We start from the raw sequence: 23,768 nt of genomic DNA on the forward strand, positions 1-23,768 counted from the left end.
AATACCAAACATCGTTTGCTATTCAAGTCCTATCGAGAATGACGGAGGGAAGAGGGATGACGGGCTCAGGACAGGTGCGACCGATGCTGAGCGGCCTCCGGGTGCTGGAGATCGGCCATTTCGTGGCCGCCCCGTTCGCCACGCGCCTGCTCGGCGACCTCGGCGCCGACATCATCAAGATCGAGGCGCCGGGCGGCGATCCTGCGCGGCAATGGGGCGAGCAGCAGGGCGGCAACTCGCTGTGGTGGTCGATGCACGGCCGCAACAAGCGCAGCATCACGCTGAACCTGAAACATCCCCGCGCCCGCAAGATCGTCCTGGCGCTGGTCCCGCATTGCGACGCGGTGATCGAGAATTTTCGGCCCGGCCAGCTCGCCAAACTCGGCCTGTCGCCCGAAACGCTGCGGCAGGCGCGGCCCGATCTGGTGATCGGTCATATCTCGGGCTACGGCCAGACCGGCCCCTATCGCGATCGCGCCGCCTTCGGCGTGATCGGCGAGGCGATCGGCGGCCTGCGCCACCTGACCGACCATGCCCCGGGAACCAGCGACCTTCCCCCCGTGCGGGTCGGCGTCAGCGTCGGCGATTCGCTGTCGGGGCTCTATGCCGCGATCGGCGTACTGGGCGCACTGTGGCAGCGTGACCGCACGAACGGCGACGGGATCGGCCGGACGGTCGATGTCGCGCTGACCGAAAGCGTGCTCAGCCTGATGGAGGGGATGCTCCCCGAATATGGCGCGCTCGGCAAGGTCAAGCAGCCGACCGGCGGCGGCATCGCCACGGCAGCGCCGACCAACGCCTATCCCACCGCCGATGGCGGCTGGATGCTGATCGCGGCCAATTCCGAACCGCTGTTCGCCAAGCTGATAACCCTGATCGGCCGGCCCGAGCTGATCGGCGCCGAGGGATATGCCGGCAACCAGCAGCGGGTCGCCAATGTCGCCGCGCTCGACGCGATGATCGGCAACTGGACCCGTCGCCACGACGCCGCGGCGCTGGAGGCGCTGCTGAAGGAGGCCGACATCCCTAGTTCGAAGGTCTACACCGCCGCCGACATCGCCGCCGACCCGCAATATCGCGAGCGCGGCATGGTCCGCGAGGTCGCCGATCCCCACTTCGCCGAGCCGGTGCTGCAGACGGGGGTGGTGCCGCACGTCGTCGAAACCCCGGGTGAGGTACGCTGGGCGGGACCCGCCGTCGGCGCGCATACCGACGAGCTGCTGGGCGAGCTGCTCGGCATGGATGCTGACGCGATCGCCGCCTTGCGCACCGAGGGCGTGATCGGATGACGCCGCGGACGCTCTACCAGAAGATCTGGGACGCGCATGCGATCGCGCCTCTCGGCGGCGACGAATGGCTGATCTACATCGACCGCCATCTGCTCTACGAGGTGACGAGCCCGCAGGCGTTCGACGGGCTGCGCGCGGCGGGACGGACGGTGCGCCGGCCCGACCTGACCTTCGCGGTCGCCGACCATAATGTTCCGACCGAGAACCGCGCGGGCGGCCTCGCCGCGATCGCCGATCCCGACAGCCATCTCCAGGTCGCGACGCTGGAACGCAACGCGCGCGAATTCGGCCTCGCCTATGCCGACCTCGCCGGCCCGCGCCACGGCATCGTCCATGTCGTCGGCCCCGAACTGGGCCTGACCCTGCCAGGAGCGACGATCGTCTGCGGCGACAGCCATACGTCGACCCATGGCGCTTTCGGGGCGCTGGCCTTCGGCATCGGCACGTCGGAGGCCGAACATGTACTGGCGACGCAGACGCTGCCGCAGAAGAAATCGCGGACGATGCTGGTCCGCATCGAGGGTACGCTCGGGACCGGGGTGACGGCCAAGGACGTGATCCTGGCGATCATCGGCCGGATCGGTACGGCGGGCGCCACCGGCCATGTCATCGAATATGCCGGATCGGCGATCGAGGCGATGGACATGGCGGGGCGCATGACGATCTGCAACATGTCGATCGAGGCTGGTGCCCGGGCGGGCATGATCGCCCCCGACGACACGGCCTTCGCCTGGCTGGAGGGCCGCCCCTGCGCGCCACGGGGCGCCGCCTTCGCGGAGGCCATCGCGCAGTGGCGGACGCTGCGATCGGACGAGGGCGCGACGCATGACGTGGAGATCCGGCTCGATGCCGCCGCTATCGCGCCGATGGTGACCTGGGGCACCAGCCCCGAGGCGGTGACGACGATCGCCGGCACCGTCCCCGATCCCGCCGCCGAGCCCGACCCTGCACGGCGCGGGCAGATCGCCCATATGCTCGCCTATATGGACCTGGAGCCGGGTCGGCCGCTTGCCGGCCTGCCGATCGATGTCGCGTTCATCGGCAGTTGCACCAACAGCCGGATCGAGGATCTGCGCGCCGCCGCGGCGATCGCGCGGGGGCGCCACGTCGCCCCCGGCGTGCGCGCGCTGGTCGTGCCCGGATCGGCCGCGGTCAAGCGGCAGGCCGAAGGCGAGGGCCTCGATGTCGTCTTCACCCGCGCGGGCTTCCAATGGCGCGACGCGGGCTGCTCGATGTGCCTCGGCCTCAATCCCGACCGGCTGGCACCCGGCGAGCGCTGCGCCTCGACCTCGAACCGCAATTTCGAGGGGCGGCAGGGCCCCGGCGGCCGGACCCATCTCGTCTCCCCCGCCATGGCCGCAGCCGCCGCGATCGCGGGCCGGCTGGTCGACGTGCGGGAGATGGCATGATGCGGCCCTTCCGCACCCTCACCGGCATCGCCGCGCCGCTGCCGATCGCCAATGTCGACACCGACATGATCCTGTCGGCAGCCTTCCTGAAGACCGTGTCGCGCGAAGGGCTCGGCAAGGGCTTCCTCCACGCCCTGCGCTTCGATGCCGATGGGCGGGAACGGCCCGGCTTCGTCCTCAACCGCCAGCCGTGGCGGGCGGCGAGCATCCTGATCGCGCTCGACAATTTCGGCTGCGGGTCGAGCCGCGAACATGCGCCATGGGCGATGCTCGATTTCGGGATCGGCTGCGTCATCGCCCCGAGCTTCGCCGACATCTTCCACGGCAACTGCCTGAAGAACGGCATCCTGCCCATCCGCGTGCCGCGCGCGACGATCGATGCGCTGATGGCGGCGGCGGCGACTGCGGAAACGGCGACGATGACGGTCGACCTGGAGCGAGGCTCGATCGACTGGCATGGCGGTACGATCGGCTTCGACATCGATCCGCAACGCCGCGAGCGGCTGCTGAACGGCGTCGACGATATCGCCGCCAGCCTCGGCTTCGAGGATGCCATCGCCGGCCATGAGCGGCGGGTGGAGCATGAAGCGCCCTGGCTCGCCGATCCCCGGCTCGAGCGCATAGGATGAGCGGCTGGCCGGTCCGCCCCGCCGCGATGGCCTTCGCGACCGGATCGATCGATCGGGCCGCCCTGCCACCGGGCCTGCGGCTGGGCCGGCGGGTCGATTTCATGCTGGCCAAGACCGACCCCGCCACCGGCACCCCGCTGCCGCTGCTCCCCTGTCCCTATGCGACGCTGCTGTTCGGCGAGGATGGCCAGGACATGCCGCCCGTCGATGGCCCCGTCCTCGCGGGCGAGCAGCATGTCGTGAAGCCGGGTGACGGCGACCTGCTGGTGCTGATGCTCGTCCGCCGCCGGGCCGGGCTCAGCCGGGAGGAGTTTCGCGAGCGCTGGCTGCACGGCCATGCCCCGTTCGGCCAGCGTACCTCGGCGAGCGGCTATCGCCAGCTCCATCCGCGCGACACGCTCGGGTCGAACGGCTTCGACGGCGTCGGTCTCGTCTTCTTCCGCGATCTCGACCATGTCGCCAGCGCCCGCTCGGCACCCGAGATTGCCCGCGATGCGACCCTCGACGAGATGGAATTCATCGACCACGGCCGCTCGATGCTGGCGATGTTCCGGTTCGATCGGAGCTGGCGGCCCTAGGCGCCGGCCGCGAACGCCGCCGCCCCCCGCCCCGCTATCCGCCCGAAGATCAGCGCGTTGCTGATATAATTGCCGCCGCCGACATAGCGCTCGCCGAGCACCCCGCCCGCCGTCTCGCCCGCCGCATAGAGGCCCGCGATCGGGTGGGCGTCGATGCCCAGCACCCGCGCATCGGGATCGATCCGCACCCCCGCCGAGGTCGCGCCGAAGCTCGCGGCGCGGACCTCCGCCGCATAGAAGGGGGCGGTCTCGATCGTCGTCAGCGCGCCCTGCTTGAAATATTGCCGGTCGCTCCCCGAGTGGACATCGGCATTGTAGGCCGCGACCGATCCGACGAGGCCGACCGGATCGATCCCCGCCTTGGCGGCGAGATCTTCGAGCGTGTCGGCCACCAGCACCCGGCCCTTCGCCGCCTCCTCGGCCAGCCGGTCGCACGAATAGGCGTAGTCGCCGACGCCGAGCTTGTCGGCAAAGGGATGGCGCGACGGCGAGGCGGCGCGGGTCGGTTCGTCGAAGATCGCGAAGCAGCGCCGTCCCGGCTGCTCCTCGATCCGGTGCCCGGCAATGCAATAGGGCCAGGTCTCGTCCATGAAGCGCTGGCCGTCGCGGTTGACGAACACCAGCCAGGGCGGATGGAAATCGGCGACGTCGCGCGAGAAACCCGGCGAGGCATTGACCAGCAGCCGGCCCTTGCCGACCACGCCCGCGCCGATGGCGCGCGCCATCCGGATGCCGTCGCCCCGGCTGGTCTCCGACCCGAAATAGAAGGACCAGCGCTCGTCCTGCGCGGCGATGTCGGGATTGAACTCGGCCAGCATCGTGCGGTCGGCGCCATAGCCGCCGGTCGCGAGCACCACCGAGCCCGCTCGCATCTCCGCGCCTTGCGCGGCGATGCCGACGACCTTGCCGTCCTCGACCAGCAGGCCCTCGACCCGGACGTTGGGATGAATCGCCACGCCACGCGACGAGGCCGCGCCGAGCAGATGATCGAACAGCTCGATCCCCGAGCCGTGGCTGTGATGCCCGCGCGGCGTATCGTCGACGCCCGATATGTAGAGCCCCTCGACCGGAATCTCGACGCCCAGCCCGATCAGCCATTCGAGCGTCGGCGCCGATTCCTCGCAGAAGCGCCGGATCAGCCAGGGCTCGAGATTCCAGCGGTTAAGCGTCATGTAATAGCGATACATGCGCTCGACATCGTCCACGACGCCGGCCGCCCGCTGGATGCTCGTCCCCGCCGCGTAGAACACCCCGCCCGACAGCGCGGTCGAGCCGCCGGGGCGCGGCCCCGCTTCGAGCAGCACCACCGAGGCGCCCGCATCGGCCGCCTCGATCGCGGCCGCCATCCCCGCCCCGCCGCCGCCGACGACGAGCACGTCGCAGTCGCGCGCTCCGTCGCTCATCGCCGACCGGCCGGCAGGAGCAGCCTGACCGGATTCTCGATCAGCTCGACGATCGTCGCGAGGAACCGCGCCGCCGCCGCGCCGTCGATGGCGCGGTGGTCGCAGGCGAGGTTGAGCGTGACTTCGCGCAGCGCAACGGGCGCGCCCTTGTCGTCGGCGCGGAAGGCGGTGCGCGGGGCGCCGACGCCGAGCATGAAGCTCTGGTCCGGGTCGATGATCGGGGTCAGCGAGCGGACGTTGAACATGCCGACATTGGAGATGCCGATCGCCGCCTCGCCGACATCGCCCGATCCCAGCCGCCCCAGCCGGGCGCGCCCGATCGCGGCGTCGAGCGATGCCGCGAAATCGTAGATTCCGGCGCCGAGCGGAACGACCGGCGCCATCACGCCCCCCGGCGCCTCGACCGCGATGCCGATCGCGACCCCGCCGAGCGGCTGGACGCGGCCGTCCCGCCAGACGCCGTTGGCCTCGGGATGGAGGGCCAGCGCCCGGCCGACCGCCGCGCCGAGCAAGGCGGTGATGCTCAGCTTGCGTGGCGCCAGCGGATCGGCGTTGAGGTCGCGGCGTAGCCCGGCCAGCGCGTCGAACGCGGCATCGGCCGACAGATAGAAATGCGGGATCTCCGCCTTGCTGCGCGAGACGCGCGCGGCGATCAGCGACCGCAGGTCGCGGCCGCGCGGCGCCGTAACCGGGCCAGCCGCCCGCCCGTCGATCGCCGCCTGCACGTCGCGCGCCTTGATGCGTCCGCGCGCCCCGCTGCCCTCGATGCCGTCGAGGTCGATTCCTGCCTGCCGTGCCAGCCGCCGCGCGAAGGGCGTACAGAGCCTGCGCTCGGCCTGCACCGTCGGCGCGGCGGGAATCGCTGCGGCGGATGCCGGATCCTCGATCGCCGCCGGCGCGGTGCCGAAGCCGGGCTCGTCGGTTCCGCCGACGCCCTGCCCCGGTCCGGTCCAGGTCGCGACCGCCGCGCCGACCGCGACCGTCGCGCCTTCCTCGGCGAGCAGGGCCAGGATCGTGCCGTCGGCAGGCGCCTCGATCTCGTTGCTGATCTTGTCGGTCTCGACGACGAACAGGACCTGCCCGGCGCAGACCGTCTCCCCGGCCCTGACCTTCCATTCGGCGATCAGCCCCTCGGCCATGGTCAGGCCGAGCTTGGGCATCACGATCGGCGCGCCGCCACCCGATGCCGGATCAGACATCGGTCGCACGAACCGCTTCCACGATCTGCCTGGCCGTCGGCATGTAATCGACCTCCAGACCGCGCCCGAACGGCACCGGCATGAACGGCGCACCGACCCGCATGATCGGGCCGTCGAGCTCGTCGAAGCCGATCTGCGCCATCCGCGCCGCGATCTCCGCGCCGACGCCGAACGCCTCGACCGCCTCGTGCGCGACCACCAGCCGGTGGGTCTTCGCCAGCGATGCGAGCACCGCCGCCTCGTCCCAGGGCTGGACGGTGCGCAGGTCGATCACCTCGGCCGAGACGCCCTCGCCCGCGAGTTGGTCGGCGGCGGCCATCGCCTGGTGGACCATCGCGCCGTAGCTGACGATCGTGACGTCGCTGCCGGCACGCGCGATCCGCGCCTTGCCGAGCGGGGTGGCCGTGACGTCGTCCGACAGCACCCCCTTCATCGGGTAGAGCGCCTTGTTCTCGATGAACACCACCGGATTGGGATCGTCGATCGCCCCGCGCAACAGCGCATAGGCATCGTCGAGCGTCGACGGGACCACCACCTTCAGGCCCGGAATATGCGCGAACCACGCCTCCAGGCACTGCGAATGTTGCGGGCCGGCGTTGAGGCCGCCGCCATGCTGGGTGCGCACCACCATCGGCACCGCGCTCTGCCCGCCGAACATGAAGTGCAGCTTGGCCGCCTGGTTGACCAGCGCGTCCATGGTCAGGGTCATGAAATCCATGAACATGATCTCGATGACCGGCTTGAAGCCGCCGAGCGCCAGGCCGACCGCCATGCCGGCGATCGCATTCTCCGCGATCGGCATGTCGATCACCCGGTCGGCGCCATATTTGTCGAGCAGGCCGCGCGTGACCGCGAAGGTGCCGCCGGCATTGGCAATGTCCTCGCCGAGCAGCAGCACGCCGGGGTCGGATGCCATCGCGTCGTCGAGCGCGCGGTTGATCGCGTGGGCGAAACGCAGGTCGCTCATGCCGTCGTCTCCGCGGGCGCATAGACCTCTGCGGCGGCGGACTCTAGCGTGGGATCGGGGCTGAGCCGAGCGGCGTCGACCGCACGCTGCACCTCGGCCCGGATGCCGGCCTCGATCGCCTCGATGTCGGGCGCCGGTATGCCGCGCTCGTCGAGCCGCGCTCGGGCGACCAGGAGCGGATCGACCGGCGGTGCCTTGTCCTTGCGGTAGCGCTGCGAGTCGCCTTCATAATGACCGCGGATGCGGGTGGTCGCGAACTCAAGGACAGCAGGGCCGCGCTCGCGACGGACGCGGTCGACGACATCGGCAGCCAGCTCTGCGACGGTCTCCACGTCGGAGCCGTCGGCGCCGAAATAGGGAATGCCATAGGCCGCGGCGAGCTTCTCCAGGGTGAAGGTCACCTGGGTCGAGGTCGGGCTGAACTCCGACCAGCCGTTATTCTCGCACACGAACAGGATAGGAATCCTCTTGAGCTGGGCGATGTTCAGGCTTTCATGGACGATGCCCTCGGCCAGCGCGCCGTCGCCGAAGAAGCAGATGGCGAGGCCGTCGCCGCCGCGCAGCTTCTGGGCGAGCCCGCTGCCGAGCGCGATCGCGACGCCGCCGCCGACGATGCCGTTGGCGCCGAGCATCCCCACCGACAGGTCGGCGACATACATGCTGCCGCCGCGGCCCTTGCAGGCGCCGTCGGCCTTCCCCATCAGTTCGCGGAAGAAGCCGTCGAGGCCGAGCCCCTTGGCCAGCGCATGGCCATGGCCGCGATGGGTCGAAGCGATCGTGTCATCCGCGCGCAGCGACGCCATCACACCGACGCTGACGCCTTCCTGCCCGTCGCTGAGGTGGATGAAGCCCGGAATTTCACCGGCGGCGAACAGCGCGCCGCAGCTCTTTTCAGCCTCCCGGATCGTCACCATCCGCGCGTAGAGCTCGATCAGCTCCGGCGTGCGCGCGTTTCGGCCATGCGCCGCGCGCCGCGCGGCCGCACCCTTCGTTTCAGCCATCCGTCATCCCCGCCTCGTTCGCGCGCCCCCGTCCTGCCGGGCGAGGGCCCCTGTTCCATCACCGCCCGTAGACGGTCACTTCACCGGTTCGGGCAGCGGCTTGGGCGCGGGCTTGTACTTCTCGACGGTCGAACGGATGAACGGCCCCTCATAATCGCCTTCGGTCGCCGGGCTGTCGTCGGCCAGGATCTCGAACGCGTATTTCGTGTCGTCCTGGTTGATCGGCCGGGTGTCATAGGTCCATTCGATCAGGTTGCCGTCCGGATCGAAGGTGTAGATCGACCGGATGAACTCGTGGTCGGTCATCGACACATGATAGCCGGCATCGAGCCAGTTCTGCTTGCGCTGCTCGAGTTCCTCGTCGCCGCCCTTGCAGTTGAACGCGAAGTGATTGATCCAGCGCGGCAGTCCCAGGCCGGTCGAGATCGCGCTGCGCCACGAATCGGGATCGAGCTGGACCCCCTCGATGCCGCGCAGATCCCACAGCGCCATCGTCTCGCCGTCGCCGATGTCGTAGAACATATGCTTGGTCCAGCCGCCGCCCGGCGCCTGACGCTTCACACCGGCCACGAGCGGGAACTTCATCACCTCGGTGTAGAAGTGATGCGCCATTTCGAAATTCTTGGTGGCAATCGCAAAATGGTGAACACCCATTTCGATATTTCCTCTCACTGCCCAATCGCGAAACCGGTCCGCGATCATCCTCAGGAAAATAACCTAACATCGGTAGAAACATGCCGCAATAGCTTTGTCCCAAGAAGCGCCTCCCGGCCATTCCGCATCGACTAAACCCCCAAAAATCGGCTTATTTTACCGCCATAAGAAAACCTATTGCGGTTTGTACCATACACTGTAAGAAAGTGGCCAACACACGTTGGGAGGGAGTTATGCAAATCGCGCTTATGTCGCTCGGCGACATTATGGACGATCCCATCACGGGGCGTCGCTTCGACGCGTCCGAGCGCTATGCCATGACCCTGGACGCTGCCGAGATCGCGGATCGAACCGGCATCCAGGGCTATTATATCGGTGAGCACCACGGCATCAACTACACCTTCTCGTCGCCCGCGGTGGTCCTCGCCGCGATCGCCGAGCGGACGACGCGCCTTCGCCTGGGCACCGCGGTCGCCCTCGCCGCCAACCTGGATCCGTTCCGGATGGCCGAGGATTATGCGACCGTCGACGTCATTTCGGGCGGGCGCCTGGAACTGGTCACCGGTCGCGGCAATTTCTTCGAGAAGACCTTCGACCTGTTCGGCCAGTCCTCGGGCGAATCCGCCGAGCGCTTCGCCGAGGCGATGGAGCTTGCCTGCGCGCTGTGGCCGGGTGAGCCGGTGCACTGGCAAGGCCGCTTCCGCCCGCCGATCACCGGCCAGCATCTCGAGCCTACGCCGGTCCAGCGCGAAAGGCCGCCCTTCTGGATCGGCGGCGGCAGTTCGCCCGACACCGCCAAGTTGGCGGGACGGCTGGGGGTCAGCCTGATGCTGCCGAGCGCTTTCGGCCGCCCCGACAAGTTCATCCCGATCGCGGACATCTATCGCGAGGCTTTCGACAAGGCGGGCCATACGCACGCTCCGCGCGTCGGCGCCTGCTGGCACGGCTGGGTCGACAAGACCGACGCGATCGCCCGCGAACGCTACGAGCCGCGCTACCGGGGCTATCACGCCTTCAATCTCGGCGTGATCAAGAGCGTCAACCCGAACCCGCCGCCCTATGTCAGCACCCCGTTCGATTACGAACTGCTGTCGACCAAGGGACCCGCGATCGTCGGCGGCCCCGACAAGTTCGCCGACCGGCTGATCGAGCTGAGCCAGCTCGTCGGGGCCGACGTCAACCTGATAAAGATGGACATGGGCGGCGTCGGACGCGAAGAATATTGCGAGATGGTCGAGCGACTGGGCAGCGATGTGGTCCCCCAACTGAACGCAGCGGCGAATCCCGCGATCGCGGCGAACGGCTGATCATGGCAGTCGATGAACGGGGCCGCCGAGGTCCCTTGGCAGGCCTTCGGGTTCTCGATCTGAGCGGGCTGGGGCCAGCGCCCTTCGCGACGATGATGCTGGCGGATTTCGGGGCCGACGTTCTGAGCGTCCGCCGCCCCGACCCGATGCCCTTCGATCCGGCTGCCGCCATGTCGCGCGGCAAGAGCGCGATCGGCCTCGACTTGCGCTCCCCCGAGGGCCAGGCGGTCGCGCGCCGACTGGCCAAGAGCGCCGACATCTTCGTCGAGGGCTTCCGCCCCGGCGTGATGGAGCGGCTGGGCCTGGGGCCCGACCTGCTGCTGGCGGACAATCCCGGGCTGATCTACGCGCGGCTGACCGGCTGGGGGCAGACCGGTCCCTATGCGAAGCGGGCTGGCCACGACATCAACTATCTCGCCATTTCCGGGGCGCTCGACGTGATCGGCGAGGACAGGCCGACCGCACCGCCCGGTCTGCTCGGCGATCTTGCCAACGGCTCCTACACGATGATGATCGGCGTGCTGATGGCGCTGGTCGAGCGGCAGCGCACCGGCAAGGGCCAGGTCGTCGACGCCGCGATCGTCGACGGCGCCTCCTATATGCTCGGCCCGATGTTCGGCGAGCTCGAACTGGGCCTGTGGGATGGCGATCCCGACCATGCGCTGCTTGGCGGCAGGGCGCCTTTCTACGGCGTCTATCGGTGCGCCGACGAAAAATGGTTCTCGGTCGGTGCGATCGAGCAGAAATTCTACGCCGCGACCCTGTCGATCCTCGGCCTCGACGATGTCGATCCGTCGGCCGATGCGCAGATGGACCGGTCGCAATGGCCGGCGCTGCGCGAAAGGGTCGCCGCCGCCTTCCGCACCCGGCCGCAACGGGAGTGGACCGAGCTGTTCGGCGCGGTCGATTCCTGCGGCGCACCGGTGTTGACGACCGACGAGCTCGCGGCGGATCCGCACAATGCCGCGCGCGGCACGGTCACTGCCGACCGCGAGGGCGTGCTCACCGCCGCCCCGGCCCCGCGCCTGTCGGGGCATCCGGAGCTGGTGATCGAGCCCAACCCGCGCAGCAACCGCCCGGTCGACGCGATCCTCGCCGAGGCTGGTTTCAGCGCCGCCGAGATCGAGGAATTGACCGCGAAAAAGGCGGTCTGGTCGCTATAAACGATTGCGCTCAACTGAGGATGCCGGGTCAACAGGCAGCACCAACGAGAGGATCACAGGCTCGTGTCATTCGACCGCATAATGAGCCCGATCATGATCAACGGGCTCGAGGTCAGGAACCGCGTCGCCCGCGCCGCGCACGGCACCAGCTACGGCCGCGGCGGGATCAGCGACGACCTGATCGCCTATCATGAGGCGCGCGCCAGGGGCGGCGTCGGGTTGAACATCCTCGAGGCGACCGTCGTCCATAGCTCGACGTCGAACCACACGGTCAACGCGCTCGACGATTCGATCATCCCCGGCTTCGCCCGCCTGGGGGAAGCCTGCTCGCGCCACGGCATGCGGACGTTCGTGCAGCTCTGGCACGGCGGCCACCGCTGGGCGCCGGCCAACGGCCAGGCACCGATCTCGGCCTCCGACGTCCCCTGCCCGCTCGGCGTCACGAACACGCCGCAGCCGATGACCCTCGATCTGATCGAGGAGGTAACCGAGGCCTTCGCCGACGCCGCGGTTCGGGTTCGCGCGAGCGGGCTCGACGGAATCGAGCTGCATTGCGGCCACGGCTATCTGATGCATCAGTTCCTGTGCCCGCTGACCAATCGTCGCACCGACGCCTATGGCGGCAGCCTGGAAAACCGGATGCGCTTCATGCACGGCATCCTCGTCGCGATCCGCAAGCGGATAGGCGACGACTTCCCGCTCGGCATCCGAATCTCCGACTATAACGCCCCCGGTGGCTTCACGCCGGAGGAAGCCGGCGAGGTCGTCGCCCGCGTCTGCGCGGACAAGCTGGTCGACTATGTCAGCGGATCGATGGGCAGCCCCTACAGCATCGCGTCGATGCTCGGCTGCATGGATCAACCGTCGGGCTATATGCTCCCCTCGGCCGAGCCGATCGTCACGCGCGCGACGGTGCCGACGATGATCGCGGGCCGCTTCGGCACGCTCGACGAGGGCGAGCAGGTGATCCGCGCCGGGCTCGCCGACATGGTCAGCTATGTGCGCGCGATGATCGCCGATCCCGACCTCGTCGTTAAGTCGGTGGCCGGCAACGCGATCGGCGTCCGCCCCTGCATCGCCTGCAACCAGGGCTGCGTCGGCGGCATCCGTACCCCCGTCCAGCGGATGACCTGCACGGTCAATCCGGCGGTCGGCTTCGAACGGACGATGGACGAGCGCCTGATCACGCCCGCCGAGACCCCGCGCAAGGTGGTAATCGTCGGCGGCGGCCCCGCCGGCATGGAGGCGGCGCGCCTCGCCCGGCTGCATGGCCATGACGTCGTCCTGATGGAAGCGCAGCCCACCCTCGGCGGCGCGGTCAACATCGCCAAGCATGCACCCAAGCTCCAGGCGATCCACGACATCACGCTGTGGCTGGAGGAGGAGATTTTCCGGCTCGGCGTCGACGTCCGCCTGTCGACCTATGCCGAGGCTGACGAGGTGCTGGCTGAAAACCCCGACGTCGTGATCATCGCCACCGGATCGATGCCGCGCATGGACGGCCTGCAGGCGCAGCGGCCCGAGCGGGTGATCCCCGGCTTCCACCAGCCGCATGTGCTGTCCTCCTGGGACCTGCTGCTCGGTTCGTCCGACAGCCTCGGCAAGAGCGCGGTCGTATTCGACGACATCGGCCATTATGAAGGCATCGCGGCGGCCGAGCACCTGATCGAGCACGGCGTCGCCGTCACCTACGTCGCGCGCCATTCGAGCTTCTCGCCGACGATGGACATCATCCTGCGCACCGGCCCCGCCCTGCGGCGCCTGCGCAAGGGCAAGTTCGACCTCATCGTATCGGGCCGGATCGTCGAGATCGGCAAGGACGACTGCACGATCGGCTATCTCGACGGCGACGACGAATGGACAGTTCCCGCCGACACGGTGGTGTTCGTCAGCTACAACCAGGCGCAGGGCGACCTGTGGCGGGCGCTGGGCGGCGGATCGCGCGAGCGCAAGCCCTATCAACTTCATCTGATCGGCGACGCCAATGCGCCGAGGGACCTGCTGATGGCCATTCGCGAGGGCAATATCGTGGGACGGATCAAGGAGAAAGCCGATGCTTGACGGTAAGGTCGCGATCGTCACCGGCGGCGGTACCGGCATCGGCGCCGCCACCGCGCGCCTGTTCGCCAGCAAGGGCGCGCATGTCGCCGTCACCTCGGAGCTGGCGGCCGAGGCGATGGCGCCGGTGGTCGAGACGATCCGGGCCGAGGGCGGCAAGGCGAGCGCGATATGCTGCGACATCATGGACCGCGCCGCGATCGCCGCGCTGGTCGAGGGAATCGAGCGCGACCAGGGCCGGATCGACTTCCTGATCCAGAGCGCGGGGGTCTGCTTCGCCGGCCCGATCGAGACGATGGAACCGCGCAAGATCGACCTGACGTTCGGCGTCAACGTCGTCGGCGCGATCTCGATGATCCAGGCGGCACTTCCCGCGATGAGGCGCGCGGGCGGCGGCGCGATCGTCAACATCTCCTCGGGCGCCGCGGTGCTGGGAGTCCACGAGATGGCGGTCTATGCCGCCAGCAAGGCCGCGATTGCCCATTTCACCCGGACGCTCGCCGCCGAGCTGCGCCGCACGAACATCCGCATCAATTCGATCGGGCCGGGCTCGACCCGCACGCAGATGCTCGGCTTCACCGACGACGAGCTTACCGACGAGCAGCAGGCCGCAATGGTCCGGCGCGAAGCACGCTCGTTGAGCCCCTATGGCAACGCCATGATCGAACCCGACGAAATCGCCCAGGTTGCTCTGTTCCTCGTCTCCGACGCGGCCCGGGCGCTCCACGGCAGCTTCGTGCTCGCCGACCAGGGCGTCTCCAGCGCGATGCTGCCGCCCGCGAGCTGAGGCCCGATGCTTCTCGCGTCGGCCATGCTATCGGGGCGCATGGCGAAGAAGAAGCGATACCTCACCGCGACCATGCCCGACGGCTATGTGAAGACGATCGGCCCGACCGCCGACCCTTTCACCCATTATTGGCGGATCGTCGCCACGCTCGGCAACGGCAGGACCGAAGTGTTCTGGGGCCACACCAGGTCGCTCGCCGAGGCGAGGAAGAAGCGGACCGCCACCGCGGAGGCCGCCCGCATGCGCGGGTGGAGCGACTTCACCTTCGAGGTCGTCGCTCTGGTCGAGACGGCGGAGCCTTGATCGCCTTGTTCGAAGCCGGTAACCTCGATGACGAACGTCACTTCCAGCGCGGATAATTCGGCAAACCCTATCTGGAGGGTCTCTTCATCCCAGCCCGCGTTGCTCGCATCTTACATCTCTAAGCCGTAAATATGTCGCTCAGGCTGCGGAGGCGCTTTTCGATCCGCAAGGCAGCGCCGTGGAGGCGGGCGAGGTAACTGACGGGTCGACAAGGCGTCGCTGTTTGCGTCACCACGAGGGAGATCGCCGCAACCACGCGACCGCCGATGCGGACCGGAACGGCGATACAGATGAAGCCGTCGAACATCTCTCCCTGATCGAGCGCATAACCGCGCTCTCGCGTGAGGGCGAGTTCCGCCCGTAGGGCCCCCGACGAGATGATCGTGCTGGGCGTCAGCGCGACGAAAGGCGCCGTCGCGAGATAGGCGTCGAGTTCTTCCTTCGAGAGATGGGCGAGCAGCACCTTGCCCAAGCCCGAGCAATAGGCCTCCAGTTGCATATCCGGGCCTGAGATCGCCGTGCCAGCGGGATCTCCCTCCTTCAGCAGATAGGTCATCATCATGTCCTCGAATATGCCCATATGGGTTATCCGACATGTCCGGCGCGACAGGTCCGACAGGATCGGCTTGCCGGCGTCAGCGAGTATCCGGCTTGGCGAAGGCTGCAACTCCGCCAGCCGCCGCAACATCGGTCCGCCGATATAGCGCTGACCCAGCGGCGCGATGAAGCCCGCCCGGGCCAGTCCGCCCAACAACCGATGGGCGGTCGAAACCGGCAAACCGGCCGCATCCGCCAGCGCCGATAGCGAGGAACGATCGCCCCCGCCCTCGAGCACTCGGATCAGCAACGAGAGCGATTTATCCAGCGAACTCGATGATCCGACCATCGCGATTCTTCATCCTCGGAAAGTTGAGACGGAGCGAGTTTGTCTCATCTCCTAAACATATCATATATCTTTTTCATGGAGAGACAGTTTGATCATGAGGCGCGGCTGCTGCGCGACGCCTATCAGGGCAAGACCATCGCGCCGATGCGCGCGTTTCTCGACCCGTTGGATATCGATGGCGCCTATGCGGTGCAGGCGATCAACACTCGGCACTGGATCGCTGAAGGGCGCCGCCTGATCGGCCGGAAGATCGGCGCGACGGCCAAGGCGGTTCAACAGCAATTCGGTATCGATCAGCCCGATTTCGGGGCGCTTTTCGCCGACATGCAGATCCACGATGGCGGCGAACTCGATCCGGCGACGGTTATCCAGCCCCGCGCGGAGGCGGAGATCGCCTTCATCCTCGGACGCGACCTCGCCGATCCCGATCTTTCGCTCGACGACGTCGCTGCCGCGGTCGACGGCGCCGTAGCCGCGATCGAGATCGTCGACAGCCGCATCGCCGACTGGAAGATCAGCTTATCGGATACCATCGCCGACAACGGTTCCTCGGCGTTCTTCGTGCTGGGCACCGACGTGAAATCCCCGACCGGGCTCGATCTCTACAGTTGCGGCATGGTCACCGAGATCAACGGCGAGATCGTCTCCGTCGGCGCCGGTGCCGCCTGTTTCGACCACCCTTATAAATCGGTCCGCTGGCTGGCCCGCACGTTGGCCCTGAACGGGGAGCCGCTACGGGCCGGCGACATCATCCTGTCCGGCGCGCTCGGCCCGATGGTGGACCTGCACCCCGGCGACCGGACCCGCATCCACATCGGCGGGCTGGGCAGCTGCGCCTTCAGCTACGGAGCCTGAACATGAACCRGAAGATCAAGGCGGCGATCATCGGATCGGGCAATATCGGCACCGACCTGATGATCAAGATGATCAAATATCCSCAGAATATGGAGCTGGCGGCGGTCGTCGGCATCGATCCGGCGTCCGAAGGGCTGGCGATGGCGCGCGAGCGGGGCATCGCCRCCACCCATGACGGGCTGGAGGGCCTCAGGGCGTTGCCCGACTATGCCGAGATCGGCATCGTCTTCGACGCGACCTCGGCCTATGCCCACAARGTCCATGACGCGGCGCTGCGCGCCGACGGCAAGCTSGTGGTCGACCTGACCCCGGCGGCGATCGGCCCCTTCACCATCCCGCCCGTCAACATGGACGAGCATCTCGAGGCGACCAACGTCAACATGGTGACGTGNGTGGTCGACCTGACCCCGGCGGCGATCGGCCCCTTCACCATCCCGCCCGTCAACATGGACGAGCATCTCGAGGCGACCAACGTCAACATGGTGACGTGCGGCGGCCAGGCGACGATCCCGATCGTCGCCGCCGTCAGCCAGGTGGCGACGGTCCATTATGCCGAGATCATCGCYTCGGYCTCCTCGCGCTCGGCCGGGCCCGGCACCCGCGCCAATATCGACGAGTTCACCCGCACSACSGCSAGCGCGATCGAGAAGGTCGGCGGCGCGGCGCAGGGCAAGGCGATCATCATCCTCAACCCCGCCGAGCCGCCGATGATCATGCGCGACACGGTCTTCACCCTGTCCGARGGCGCCGACGAGGACGCGATCCGCGCCTCRGTCAAGGCGATGGTCGCCAAGGTGCAGAGCTACGTCCCCGGCTACCGGCTGAAGCAGGACGTCCAGTTCGARCGCTAYGGCGACAACAACAAGCTCAAGATTCCCGGCCGSGGCGAGTTCACCGGCATCAAGACCTCGGTGTTCCTCGAGGTCGAGGGYGCGGGCGACTATCTGCCCAGCTATTCGGGCAATCTCGACATCATGACCGCCGCCGCCAAGGCGACCRGCGAGCTGCTGGCGCAGCGCATCATCGAACGGAGGGCCGCGGCATGAGCTTCGACGTCGGCAAGGACAAGCTCTACATCCAGGACGTGACGCTGCGCGACGGCATGCACGCGATCCGGCACATGTACGGNGAGGGCCGCGGCATGAGCTTCGACGTCGGCAAGGACAAGCTCTACATCCAGGACGTGACGCTGCGCGACGGCATGCACGCGATCCGGCACATGTACGGYCTCGACCATGTCCGYGCGATCGCCAAGGCGCTCGACGAGGCCGGCGTCGACGCGATCGAGGTTTCGCACGGCGACGGGCTGGGCGGTACCAGCTTCATCTACGGCTTCGGCGCGCAGACCGACTGGGAATGGATCGAAGCTGCGGCCGACGTCCTCGAACGCGCCGTGCTGACGACCTTGCTGGTACCCGGCATCGGCACCGCCGAGGAACTGCGCCGCGCTTATGCACTGGGCGTCCGCTCGGTCCGGGTCGCGACCCATTGCACCGAGGCCGACGTTTCGAAGCAGCATATCGGCATCGCCCGCGACCTCGGCATGGACGTGTCNTCTGGGCGTCCGCTCGGTCCGGGTCGCGACCCATTGCACCGAGGCCGACGTTTCGAAGCAGCATATCGGCATCGCCCGCGACCTCGGCATGGACGTGTCGGGCTTCCTGATGATGAGCCACATGATCGAGCCCGAGGCGCTGGCGCAGCAGGCGCTGCTGATGGAAAGCTACGGCGCGCACTGCGTCTACGTCACCGACAGCGGCGGCGCGCTCGACATGGACGGGGTGCGGGCGCGCTTCCAGGCCTATGACCGGGTGCTCAGGCCCGAGACGCAGCGCGGGATGCACGCCCACCACAATCTCTCGCTCGGCGTCGCCAACTCGATCGTCGCGGCGCAGGAGGGCGCGGTGCGGATCGACGCCAGCCTGGCGGGCATGGGCGCGGGCGCCGGCAACGCCCCGCTCGAGGTGTTCGTCGCCGCGGCCGACCGCAAGGGCTGGAACCATGGCTGCGACGTGATGAAGCTGATGGACGCGGCCGAGGATCTCGTCCGCCCGCTGCAGGACCGCCCGGTGCGCGTCGATCGCGAGACGCTCGTGCTCGGCTATGCCGGGGTCTATTCGAGCTTCCTGCGCCACGCCGANCTCGTCCGCCCGCTGCAGGACCGCCCGGTGCGCGTCGATCGCGAGACGCTCGTGCTCGGCTATGCCGGGGTCTATTCGAGCTTCCTGCGCCACGCCGARAAGGCCGCCGCCGATTATGGCCTCGATGCGCGCGATATCCTGATCGAACTGGGCGCGCGCAAGATGGTCGGCGGGCAGGAGGACATGATCGTCGACGTAGCGCTCGACATCCTGCGCAAGGCGGAGGCCGCCGCCTGACGGCGGTGCGAACTGAGGGCGTTCCATGATCGATATCGAAGAGAAGGGCGTCCGGATCGCCGCCGGCTTCGAGCTGCCGCCGATCGCCCGCGCGGAGTTCGAGCGCCGCTTGGTCGTGCAGGATGAAGACGATGCGCCAACCGGCCCAGACACCTCACCCGACACGCTGGTCGTTGGACTGCCACTGCGGGTGGACGAGCCCTTCCTCGCACGGCTGCCCGCCTCGGTGCGTGCGATCGCCACCTATTCCGTGGGCCTCGATCATGTCGATGTCGACGCGGTGCGCGCGCGGGGACTGGCGCTGTTCAATACCCCCGCGGTCCTTTCCAACGCCGTCGCCGACCATACGATGCTGCTCCTGTTGGCGGCGGCCCGGCGCATGACCGAGGCGACCGCGCTGCTGCGCGACGGCCGGTGGACCGACATGCGCTCGAACCAGATCCTCGGCATCGAGCTCGCCGGGCGCACCCTGGGCATTTACGGCATGGGCGACATCGGCGCCCGTGTCGCGCAGCGCGCGGCGGCATTCGGAATGAACATCGTCTATCATAACCGCCGGCCCGCCCGGAACGAAGCCGGCGCCCGCTTCATTTCCGCGCTCGACGCCTTCCTCGGGGCGAGCGACATAGTGCTGCTGGCCGCCCCGTCCACCGACGAGACCCGCAACATTCTCGATCGCCGTCGCCTCGCCATGGCGCGCGACAGCCTGATCGTGGTGAACATCGCGCGGGGCGACCTGATCGACGACGACGCGCTGATCGAAGCGCTTGGCAGCGGCAAGGTCCGCGCCGCAGCGCTCGACGTCTTCCGCGACGAGCCGCGGGTCGATCCGCGCTATCTCATGCTGCCCAATGTGGTGGCGACCCCGCATGTCGGCAGCGCTACCGAAGAGGCGCGCCGGGGCATGGCCGCCACCCTGCGCGATGCCGTCATCGCCTGGCGGCGCGGGGAGCGCCCGGCCAATCGCGTCGCCTGACGCCCTCCCGCGATCAAGGAGCGGATCGTGACCCCATCCCACGCCCGGCTTGCAAGCCATGCAGATTTCCGCCGGGTCGCGCGATCCCGGCTCCCGGCTTCCATCTTCGACTATTTCGACGGCGGCGCCGGTGACGAGATCACGCTACATGCGAACGAAGCGGCCTTCGCCGCCGTGCACCTGCCGCAGCGCGTGATGGTCGACGTCTCCACCACGACCACGGCCTCCGACCTGGTGGGCGATCCCGCAGCAATGCCGCTGGCGCTCGCACCGGTCGGCTTCGGCGGGCTGCTCTGTCGCCGGGGCGAGGTCCAGGCGGCGCGCGCGGCCGATAGGGCGAAAGTGCCCTTCTGCCTATCGGCGAATTCCATCTGCTCGATCGAGGAGACCGCACGCGTCGCCCGGCGGCCCTGGTGGTTCCAGCTCTACATGATGCGCGACCGGGACGTCGTCGCCGACCTGCTCCGGCGCGCCTGGGACAGCGGGTCTCGCACGCTCGTCTTCACGGTCGATCTCGCCACCCCCGGCATTCGGCGGCGTGATATCCGCAACGAACTGTTCCGCGGCACCACGCCGGCGAAGCTCGCCAGCTATATCTGCCATCCGCGCTGGCTGGTCGATGTCGGATTGCGGGGGATGCCGCACACGTTCGGGAACCTGGCGCCTTACGTCGAGGCACGCAGCCTGGCCGGCTTCGGCGGCTGGTTGCTGCGGCAGTTCGATGCCGCCGTCACCTGGCCGGACATCGCCTGGCTGCGCGGCCAGTGGCGGGGCAGGCTCGTCATCAAGGGCATTCTCGACAGCCGTGACGCCGCGATGGCGCTCGATGCCGGTGCGGACGCGATCGTCGTCTCGAATCATGGCGGGCGCCAGCTAGACAGCGTCGCGCCGACGGCGGTCGCGCTGCCGGCCATCGCCCGGGCGGTCGACGGGCGGGCACCGCTCCTCGTCGACGGCGGTGTGCGCAGCGGCCACGATGTCCTCAAGGCGCTGCTGCTCGGCGCCGACGGCGTCTTGATCGGCCGCGCCTGGGCCTATGCTGCCGCCGCTGGCGGCGAGGCGGCGATCGTCGCCATGCTCGCCCGCTTCCAGACCGAACTTCGCACGGCCATGGCGCTGGCCGGCCTCCCGAATGTGGACGCGATCCGGGCCATGCGACGCCCCCCGTTCGATTCCGGCGTCATGGCATGTGACAAATCCAGCATCGACATATAAGATAAGTTCTCACCAACGGCGCGCATGCACGGGATTCTGAAAGACCGATGACCCAATATGTTTCCGCAGCGGCGGTCGACGACCGTCGGACAGGCGCCATCAAGCTGCACGGCGCCGAAGGGTTCGCCGCCATGCGCAAGGCCGGACAGATCACCGCCACGATCCTCGACTCGCTGACCGAACTGGTCGAGCCCGGCGTCAGCACGGAAGCGCTCGACGATTTCGCGCGTGACGCGATGCTGGCAGCCGGGGCGACCCCCGCCAATGTCGGTTATCGGGGCTATGCCCATACCAGCTGCATTTCGATCAATCACGTCGTCTGCCACGGCATCCCGGGCGATCGGACGCTGAAGGACGGCGACATCGTCAACATCGACCTGACATCGCTTGTGGACGGATGGCATGGCGACACCAGCCGCATGTTCCTCGTCGGCGACGTGTCGATCAAGGCCAGGCGGCTGGTCGACGTGACCTATGAATGCCTGATGCTCGGGATCGAGCAGGCGAGGCCCGGCAACCATCTGGGCGATATCGGCCATGCCATCCAGCACCATGCCGAAAAGCACCGCTATGGCGTGGTCAGGGATTTCGTCGGCCATGGCGTCGGCCGCGTCTATCACGATGCGCCGGACGTGCTGCATTATGGCAAGCCGGGCACCGGCCCCGAACTGAGGCCCGGCATGATCTTCACCATCGAACCGATGATCAACATCGGGCGTCCCGACGTGAAGATGCTCGACGACGGCTGGACCGCCGTGACGCGCGACCGGACGCTATCGGCGCAGTTCGAACATATGATCGGCATCACCGAGACCGGCTGCGAGATCTTCACCGTCAGCCCCAGAGGCCTGCACCGCCCGCCCTATCGCTGAGGGGCGGTTTACCGCGGACCCGGACAAGCTCCGTACCATCTTGCCCAATCGGGCGGGCGCCGACGCACCCGCCCGGTCGGCGCTTCGCTGGAGGGTCAGGCCTTCCGCGTCGCGACGCCGACGACATAGTGCCGGCTGATCTTCGTCCCCTCCTTGTCCTCGTTGCGGCTCTCCATAGCCTCGACCATCCGGGTCATCGTCTGTTCGAAGAGGCCGGCCTTCTCGAGCGCCAGGCTGCAACCGCGGGATACCGGGTGCACCTGATCGAGCCCTTCGAGGAATTCGCGCGGCGCAGGGCCGGTGTTGACCATCGGATGCTTGGTCAGGACGACGTCGAGACCCTGCGCGCCGAACAGCGCGCGCATCTCGTCCTCATTGCCCCAATAGCTGTAGGGAAAGGGCGCCTGGCCGACGACGGCCGCGGTATCGTTGATCTGGATCTTCGCCACGTCCGAAATCGCATCGCCGCCGAACCAACCGGTCCATACGATACGGCCGCCCGGCTTCAGCACCCGGGCCATCTCGGCGACCGCCGCCTCGCGATCCGCGCCGAACATCAGGCTGACCGCGTCGACCACCGCATCGAAGCTGGCATCCGGGAAAGGAAGCTTCGCCACATCGGCAAGCTCGAACCGGGTCTCGGGATAATCCTTCAGCTTGTCGCGCGCGACGTCCAGCAGTCGGGGCGACACCTCGATCGCAGTGACCTTCGCCCCGGCCTGCGCCGCCAGCAGCGCCGCATTGTTGCGCGCGCCGACGTCGAGGACGGTCTCGCCCGGCTTGATGGCCGCGGTGTCGACGATCATCTGCGCGATGGGCATCAGCGCTTCGCCGATGAACTCATATCGCCCGAGCGCACCGAAATCGGGCGCGACCGAAAAGCGTCCGACATAATGCCCCACAAAGTCCCACACGGGCGCAACGGCTTCGGTCGTCGACATCATGTTCCTCCTGCAAGATCGCAAGCACGCCGGTGCCGCGTTGTCGAGACCTATGCGGCCGCCCACAGATCATGTCCAGTGCTTATCTGATATCTATCGTTGCGCCACGATGCAGCAGGATCCGACATAGCGCACACGAACCAGATATTTCTGGACCATCTCTCGCGATTCTCGGCGAATCCAACGGCATTCTATATTGCCAAGATATCTGATATGTGTGAGCTATTCATTCGGAAATCAGCAAGGGAATCGAACCATATGCGCCTTTATCACTCGCCCATGAGCATCGCCCTGGCATGCCGCCTCGCCCTCACCGCGGCTGACATCGACCACGAAGTCGTGATCGTCAGTTCGCTGTCGGGCGAGACGAAGCAGGCGCCGTTCCTCTCGATCAATCCGCTGGGTGAGGTTCCCACCCTGGACGTCGACGGCGCGATCGTCACCCAGACCGTCGCGATCCTCAACTTCATCGCCGACCTGGGGGGTCAGGGCTGGGTCGACGCCGCCCCGATCGCGCGGGCGAAGGAGCTGTCGACCATGATCGTCGCGGCGGTGGAGGTGCAGTCCGCCTGGAAGATGATCAACCGTCCTAACCGCTACGCGCCCAGCGACGCAGCGGCTGCCGAAGTCGGCGCTCAGGCGCGCATTCGCCTCGACGCCGCCTATACCGAACTTGAACGCAGGATCGGCCTGCGCGACACGAGCAGCCCGCTCACCGTCCTCGACTATTATGCTGGCGTGCTGGCCCTGTGGAAGATCATGGCGCCGGCCGGCAAAGGTCTTTCGCCGACGCCGCATCTCGATGCCGTCAAGGACCGCCTGATGAATACGCCCAAGCTGCGGCAGGTGATCGACGAGGATATCGCCAGCTACACCGCGATGATGGGCTGACCCCCGC

The 23,768-nt window shown here is 67.8% G+C and carries 21 protein-coding genes and 5 pseudogenes; 19 read left to right on the forward strand and 7 right to left on the reverse strand.

Annotation, left to right across the window (positions count from 1 at the left end):
* The first annotated feature begins 83 nt into the window (after positions 1-83).
* Genes ASE22_RS02530 through ASE22_RS02545 form a run of 4 tightly spaced genes read left to right on the forward strand, consistent with a single transcriptional unit; the run spans position 84 to position 3,905 of the window.
* Positions 84-1,289 (forward strand): CaiB/BaiF CoA transferase family protein, encoded by a 1,206-nt coding sequence (locus ASE22_RS02530; RefSeq protein ID WP_235537514.1) that lies wholly within the window; start codon positions 84-86, stop codon positions 1,287-1,289.
* Complete coding sequence (gene leuC / locus ASE22_RS02535; protein WP_056354505.1) at positions 1,286-2,698, forward strand: 3-isopropylmalate dehydratase large subunit; 1,413 nt, start codon at positions 1,286-1,288, stop codon at positions 2,696-2,698. Before ASE22_RS02530 ends, leuC begins: the two co-directional genes overlap by 4 nt.
* Positions 2,695-3,327: a 3-isopropylmalate dehydratase small subunit gene (leuD, locus tag ASE22_RS02540; protein ID WP_235536079.1), complete on the forward strand. Its 633-nt coding sequence runs from the start codon at positions 2,695-2,697 to the stop codon at positions 3,325-3,327. The genes leuC and leuD overlap by 4 nt, the downstream gene beginning before the upstream one ends.
* On the forward strand, positions 3,324-3,905 hold the full coding sequence (locus ASE22_RS02545) for an EthD domain-containing protein (RefSeq protein WP_056354507.1): 582 nt from the start codon (positions 3,324-3,326) through the stop codon (positions 3,903-3,905). The genes leuD and ASE22_RS02545 overlap by 4 nt, the downstream gene beginning before the upstream one ends.
* Here ASE22_RS02545 and ASE22_RS02550 read toward each other — a convergent pair.
* The 5 genes from ASE22_RS02550 to ASE22_RS02570 all read right to left on the reverse strand — a co-directional run bounded on the left by ASE22_RS02550 (position 3,902) and on the right by ASE22_RS02570 (position 9,129).
* Positions 3,902-5,308 (reverse strand): FAD-dependent oxidoreductase, encoded by a 1,407-nt coding sequence (locus tag ASE22_RS02550; RefSeq protein WP_056354510.1) that lies wholly within the window; start codon positions 5,306-5,308, stop codon positions 3,902-3,904. The two genes, ASE22_RS02545 and ASE22_RS02550, sit on opposite strands and share 4 nt — an antisense overlap.
* Positions 5,305-6,507, reverse strand: coding sequence for a dihydrolipoamide acetyltransferase family protein (locus ASE22_RS02555; protein WP_056354513.1), 1,203 nt, complete (start codon positions 6,505-6,507; stop codon positions 5,305-5,307). Before ASE22_RS02555 ends, ASE22_RS02550 begins: the two co-directional genes overlap by 4 nt.
* The gene (locus tag ASE22_RS02560) at positions 6,500-7,474 is read right to left on the reverse strand and encodes an alpha-ketoacid dehydrogenase subunit beta (RefSeq protein ID WP_056354516.1); all 975 of its coding nucleotides are present in this window, start codon (positions 7,472-7,474) and stop codon (positions 6,500-6,502) included. The genes ASE22_RS02555 and ASE22_RS02560 overlap by 8 nt, the downstream gene beginning before the upstream one ends.
* Positions 7,471-8,475: a thiamine pyrophosphate-dependent dehydrogenase E1 component subunit alpha gene (locus ASE22_RS02565; protein ID WP_056354519.1), complete on the reverse strand. Its 1,005-nt coding sequence runs from the start codon at positions 8,473-8,475 to the stop codon at positions 7,471-7,473. Before ASE22_RS02565 ends, ASE22_RS02560 begins: the two co-directional genes overlap by 4 nt.
* A gap of 75 nt (positions 8,476-8,550) precedes the next feature.
* Positions 8,551-9,129, reverse strand: coding sequence for a VOC family protein (locus ASE22_RS02570; protein WP_056354522.1), 579 nt, complete (start codon positions 9,127-9,129; stop codon positions 8,551-8,553).
* A gap of 233 nt (positions 9,130-9,362) precedes the next feature.
* Between ASE22_RS02570 and ASE22_RS02575 the strand changes: the two genes are divergently transcribed.
* The 5 genes from ASE22_RS02575 (at position 9,363) to ASE22_RS02595 (ending at position 14,747) form a co-directional block, all read left to right on the forward strand.
* Positions 9,363-10,436 (forward strand): LLM class flavin-dependent oxidoreductase, encoded by a 1,074-nt coding sequence (locus ASE22_RS02575; RefSeq protein WP_056354525.1) that lies wholly within the window; start codon positions 9,363-9,365, stop codon positions 10,434-10,436.
* Positions 10,437-10,471: 35 nt separating this feature from the next.
* Positions 10,472-11,599: a CaiB/BaiF CoA transferase family protein gene (locus ASE22_RS02580; protein WP_235536078.1), complete on the forward strand. Its 1,128-nt coding sequence runs from the start codon at positions 10,472-10,474 to the stop codon at positions 11,597-11,599.
* A gap of 93 nt (positions 11,600-11,692) precedes the next feature.
* The gene (locus tag ASE22_RS02585) at positions 11,693-13,660 is read left to right on the forward strand and encodes an oxidoreductase (protein WP_235536075.1); all 1,968 of its coding nucleotides are present in this window, start codon (positions 11,693-11,695) and stop codon (positions 13,658-13,660) included.
* Complete coding sequence (locus ASE22_RS02590) at positions 13,653-14,444, forward strand: SDR family NAD(P)-dependent oxidoreductase (RefSeq protein ID WP_056354535.1); 792 nt, start codon at positions 13,653-13,655, stop codon at positions 14,442-14,444. Before ASE22_RS02585 ends, ASE22_RS02590 begins: the two co-directional genes overlap by 8 nt.
* Positions 14,445-14,483: 39 nt before the next feature.
* Positions 14,484-14,747, forward strand: coding sequence for a hypothetical protein (locus ASE22_RS02595; RefSeq protein ID WP_056356246.1), 264 nt, complete (start codon positions 14,484-14,486; stop codon positions 14,745-14,747).
* 118 nt (positions 14,748-14,865) lie between these two features.
* Here ASE22_RS02595 and ASE22_RS27965 read toward each other — a convergent pair whose 3' ends face one another.
* Positions 14,866-15,633, reverse strand: a complete 768-nt coding sequence (locus ASE22_RS27965; RefSeq protein WP_056354538.1) for an IclR family transcriptional regulator — start codon at positions 15,631-15,633, stop codon at positions 14,866-14,868.
* 75 nt (positions 15,634-15,708) lie between these two features.
* On the opposite strand from ASE22_RS27965, the gene ASE22_RS02605 reads away from it, so the two are divergent.
* The 9 genes and pseudogenes from ASE22_RS02605 (at position 15,709) to map (ending at position 21,929) form a co-directional block, all read left to right on the forward strand.
* On the forward strand, positions 15,709-16,488 hold the full coding sequence (locus ASE22_RS02605) for a 2-keto-4-pentenoate hydratase (RefSeq protein WP_056354541.1): 780 nt from the start codon (positions 15,709-15,711) through the stop codon (positions 16,486-16,488).
* A gap of 2 nt (positions 16,489-16,490) precedes the next feature.
* Positions 16,491-16,879, forward strand: a pseudogene (locus ASE22_RS27450) (acetaldehyde dehydrogenase (acetylating)); the annotation flags it as partial.
* Position 16,880: 1 nt separating this feature from the next.
* A pseudogene (locus ASE22_RS27455) lies at positions 16,881-17,534 on the forward strand (acetaldehyde dehydrogenase (acetylating)); the annotation flags it as partial.
* Between the two features lie 95 nt (positions 17,535-17,629).
* Positions 17,630-18,042 (forward strand): annotated as a pseudogene (locus ASE22_RS27460) (4-hydroxy-2-oxovalerate aldolase); the annotation flags it as partial.
* 1 nt (position 18,043) lies between these two features.
* Positions 18,044-18,628, forward strand: a pseudogene (dmpG, locus tag ASE22_RS27465) (4-hydroxy-2-oxovalerate aldolase); the annotation flags it as partial.
* Position 18,629: 1 nt separating this feature from the next.
* Positions 18,630-18,866: pseudogene (locus ASE22_RS27470) on the forward strand (4-hydroxy-2-oxovalerate aldolase); the annotation flags it as partial.
* Between the two features lie 25 nt (positions 18,867-18,891).
* Positions 18,892-19,842 (forward strand): NAD(P)-dependent oxidoreductase, encoded by a 951-nt coding sequence (locus ASE22_RS02620; RefSeq protein ID WP_056354551.1) that lies wholly within the window; start codon positions 18,892-18,894, stop codon positions 19,840-19,842.
* Positions 19,843-19,869: 27 nt separating this feature from the next.
* Positions 19,870-21,057: an L-lactate dehydrogenase gene (locus ASE22_RS02625; RefSeq protein WP_056354554.1), complete on the forward strand. Its 1,188-nt coding sequence runs from the start codon at positions 19,870-19,872 to the stop codon at positions 21,055-21,057.
* 47 nt (positions 21,058-21,104) lie between these two features.
* Positions 21,105-21,929 carry a type I methionyl aminopeptidase gene (gene map, locus ASE22_RS02630; RefSeq protein ID WP_056354557.1) on the forward strand — a complete coding sequence of 275 codons (825 nt, stop codon included), beginning with the start codon at positions 21,105-21,107 and terminating at the stop codon, positions 21,927-21,929.
* Between the two features lie 95 nt (positions 21,930-22,024).
* On the opposite strand, the gene ASE22_RS02635 is transcribed toward map, so the two are convergent.
* Entirely contained in the window at positions 22,025-22,870 is an 846-nt protein-coding gene (locus ASE22_RS02635; RefSeq protein ID WP_321163866.1) for a methyltransferase domain-containing protein, read from the reverse strand.
* Positions 22,871-23,128: 258 nt separating this feature from the next.
* Here ASE22_RS02635 and ASE22_RS02640 point away from each other — a divergent pair, with 258 nt between their 5' ends.
* Positions 23,129-23,761: a glutathione S-transferase family protein gene (locus ASE22_RS02640; RefSeq protein ID WP_056354563.1), complete on the forward strand. Its 633-nt coding sequence runs from the start codon at positions 23,129-23,131 to the stop codon at positions 23,759-23,761.
* The last annotated feature ends 7 nt before the right edge of the window (positions 23,762-23,768 follow it).

Source organism: Sphingomonas sp. Root720 (genome assembly GCF_001428605.1).
Lineage (GTDB): Bacteria > Pseudomonadota > Alphaproteobacteria > Sphingomonadales > Sphingomonadaceae > Rhizorhabdus.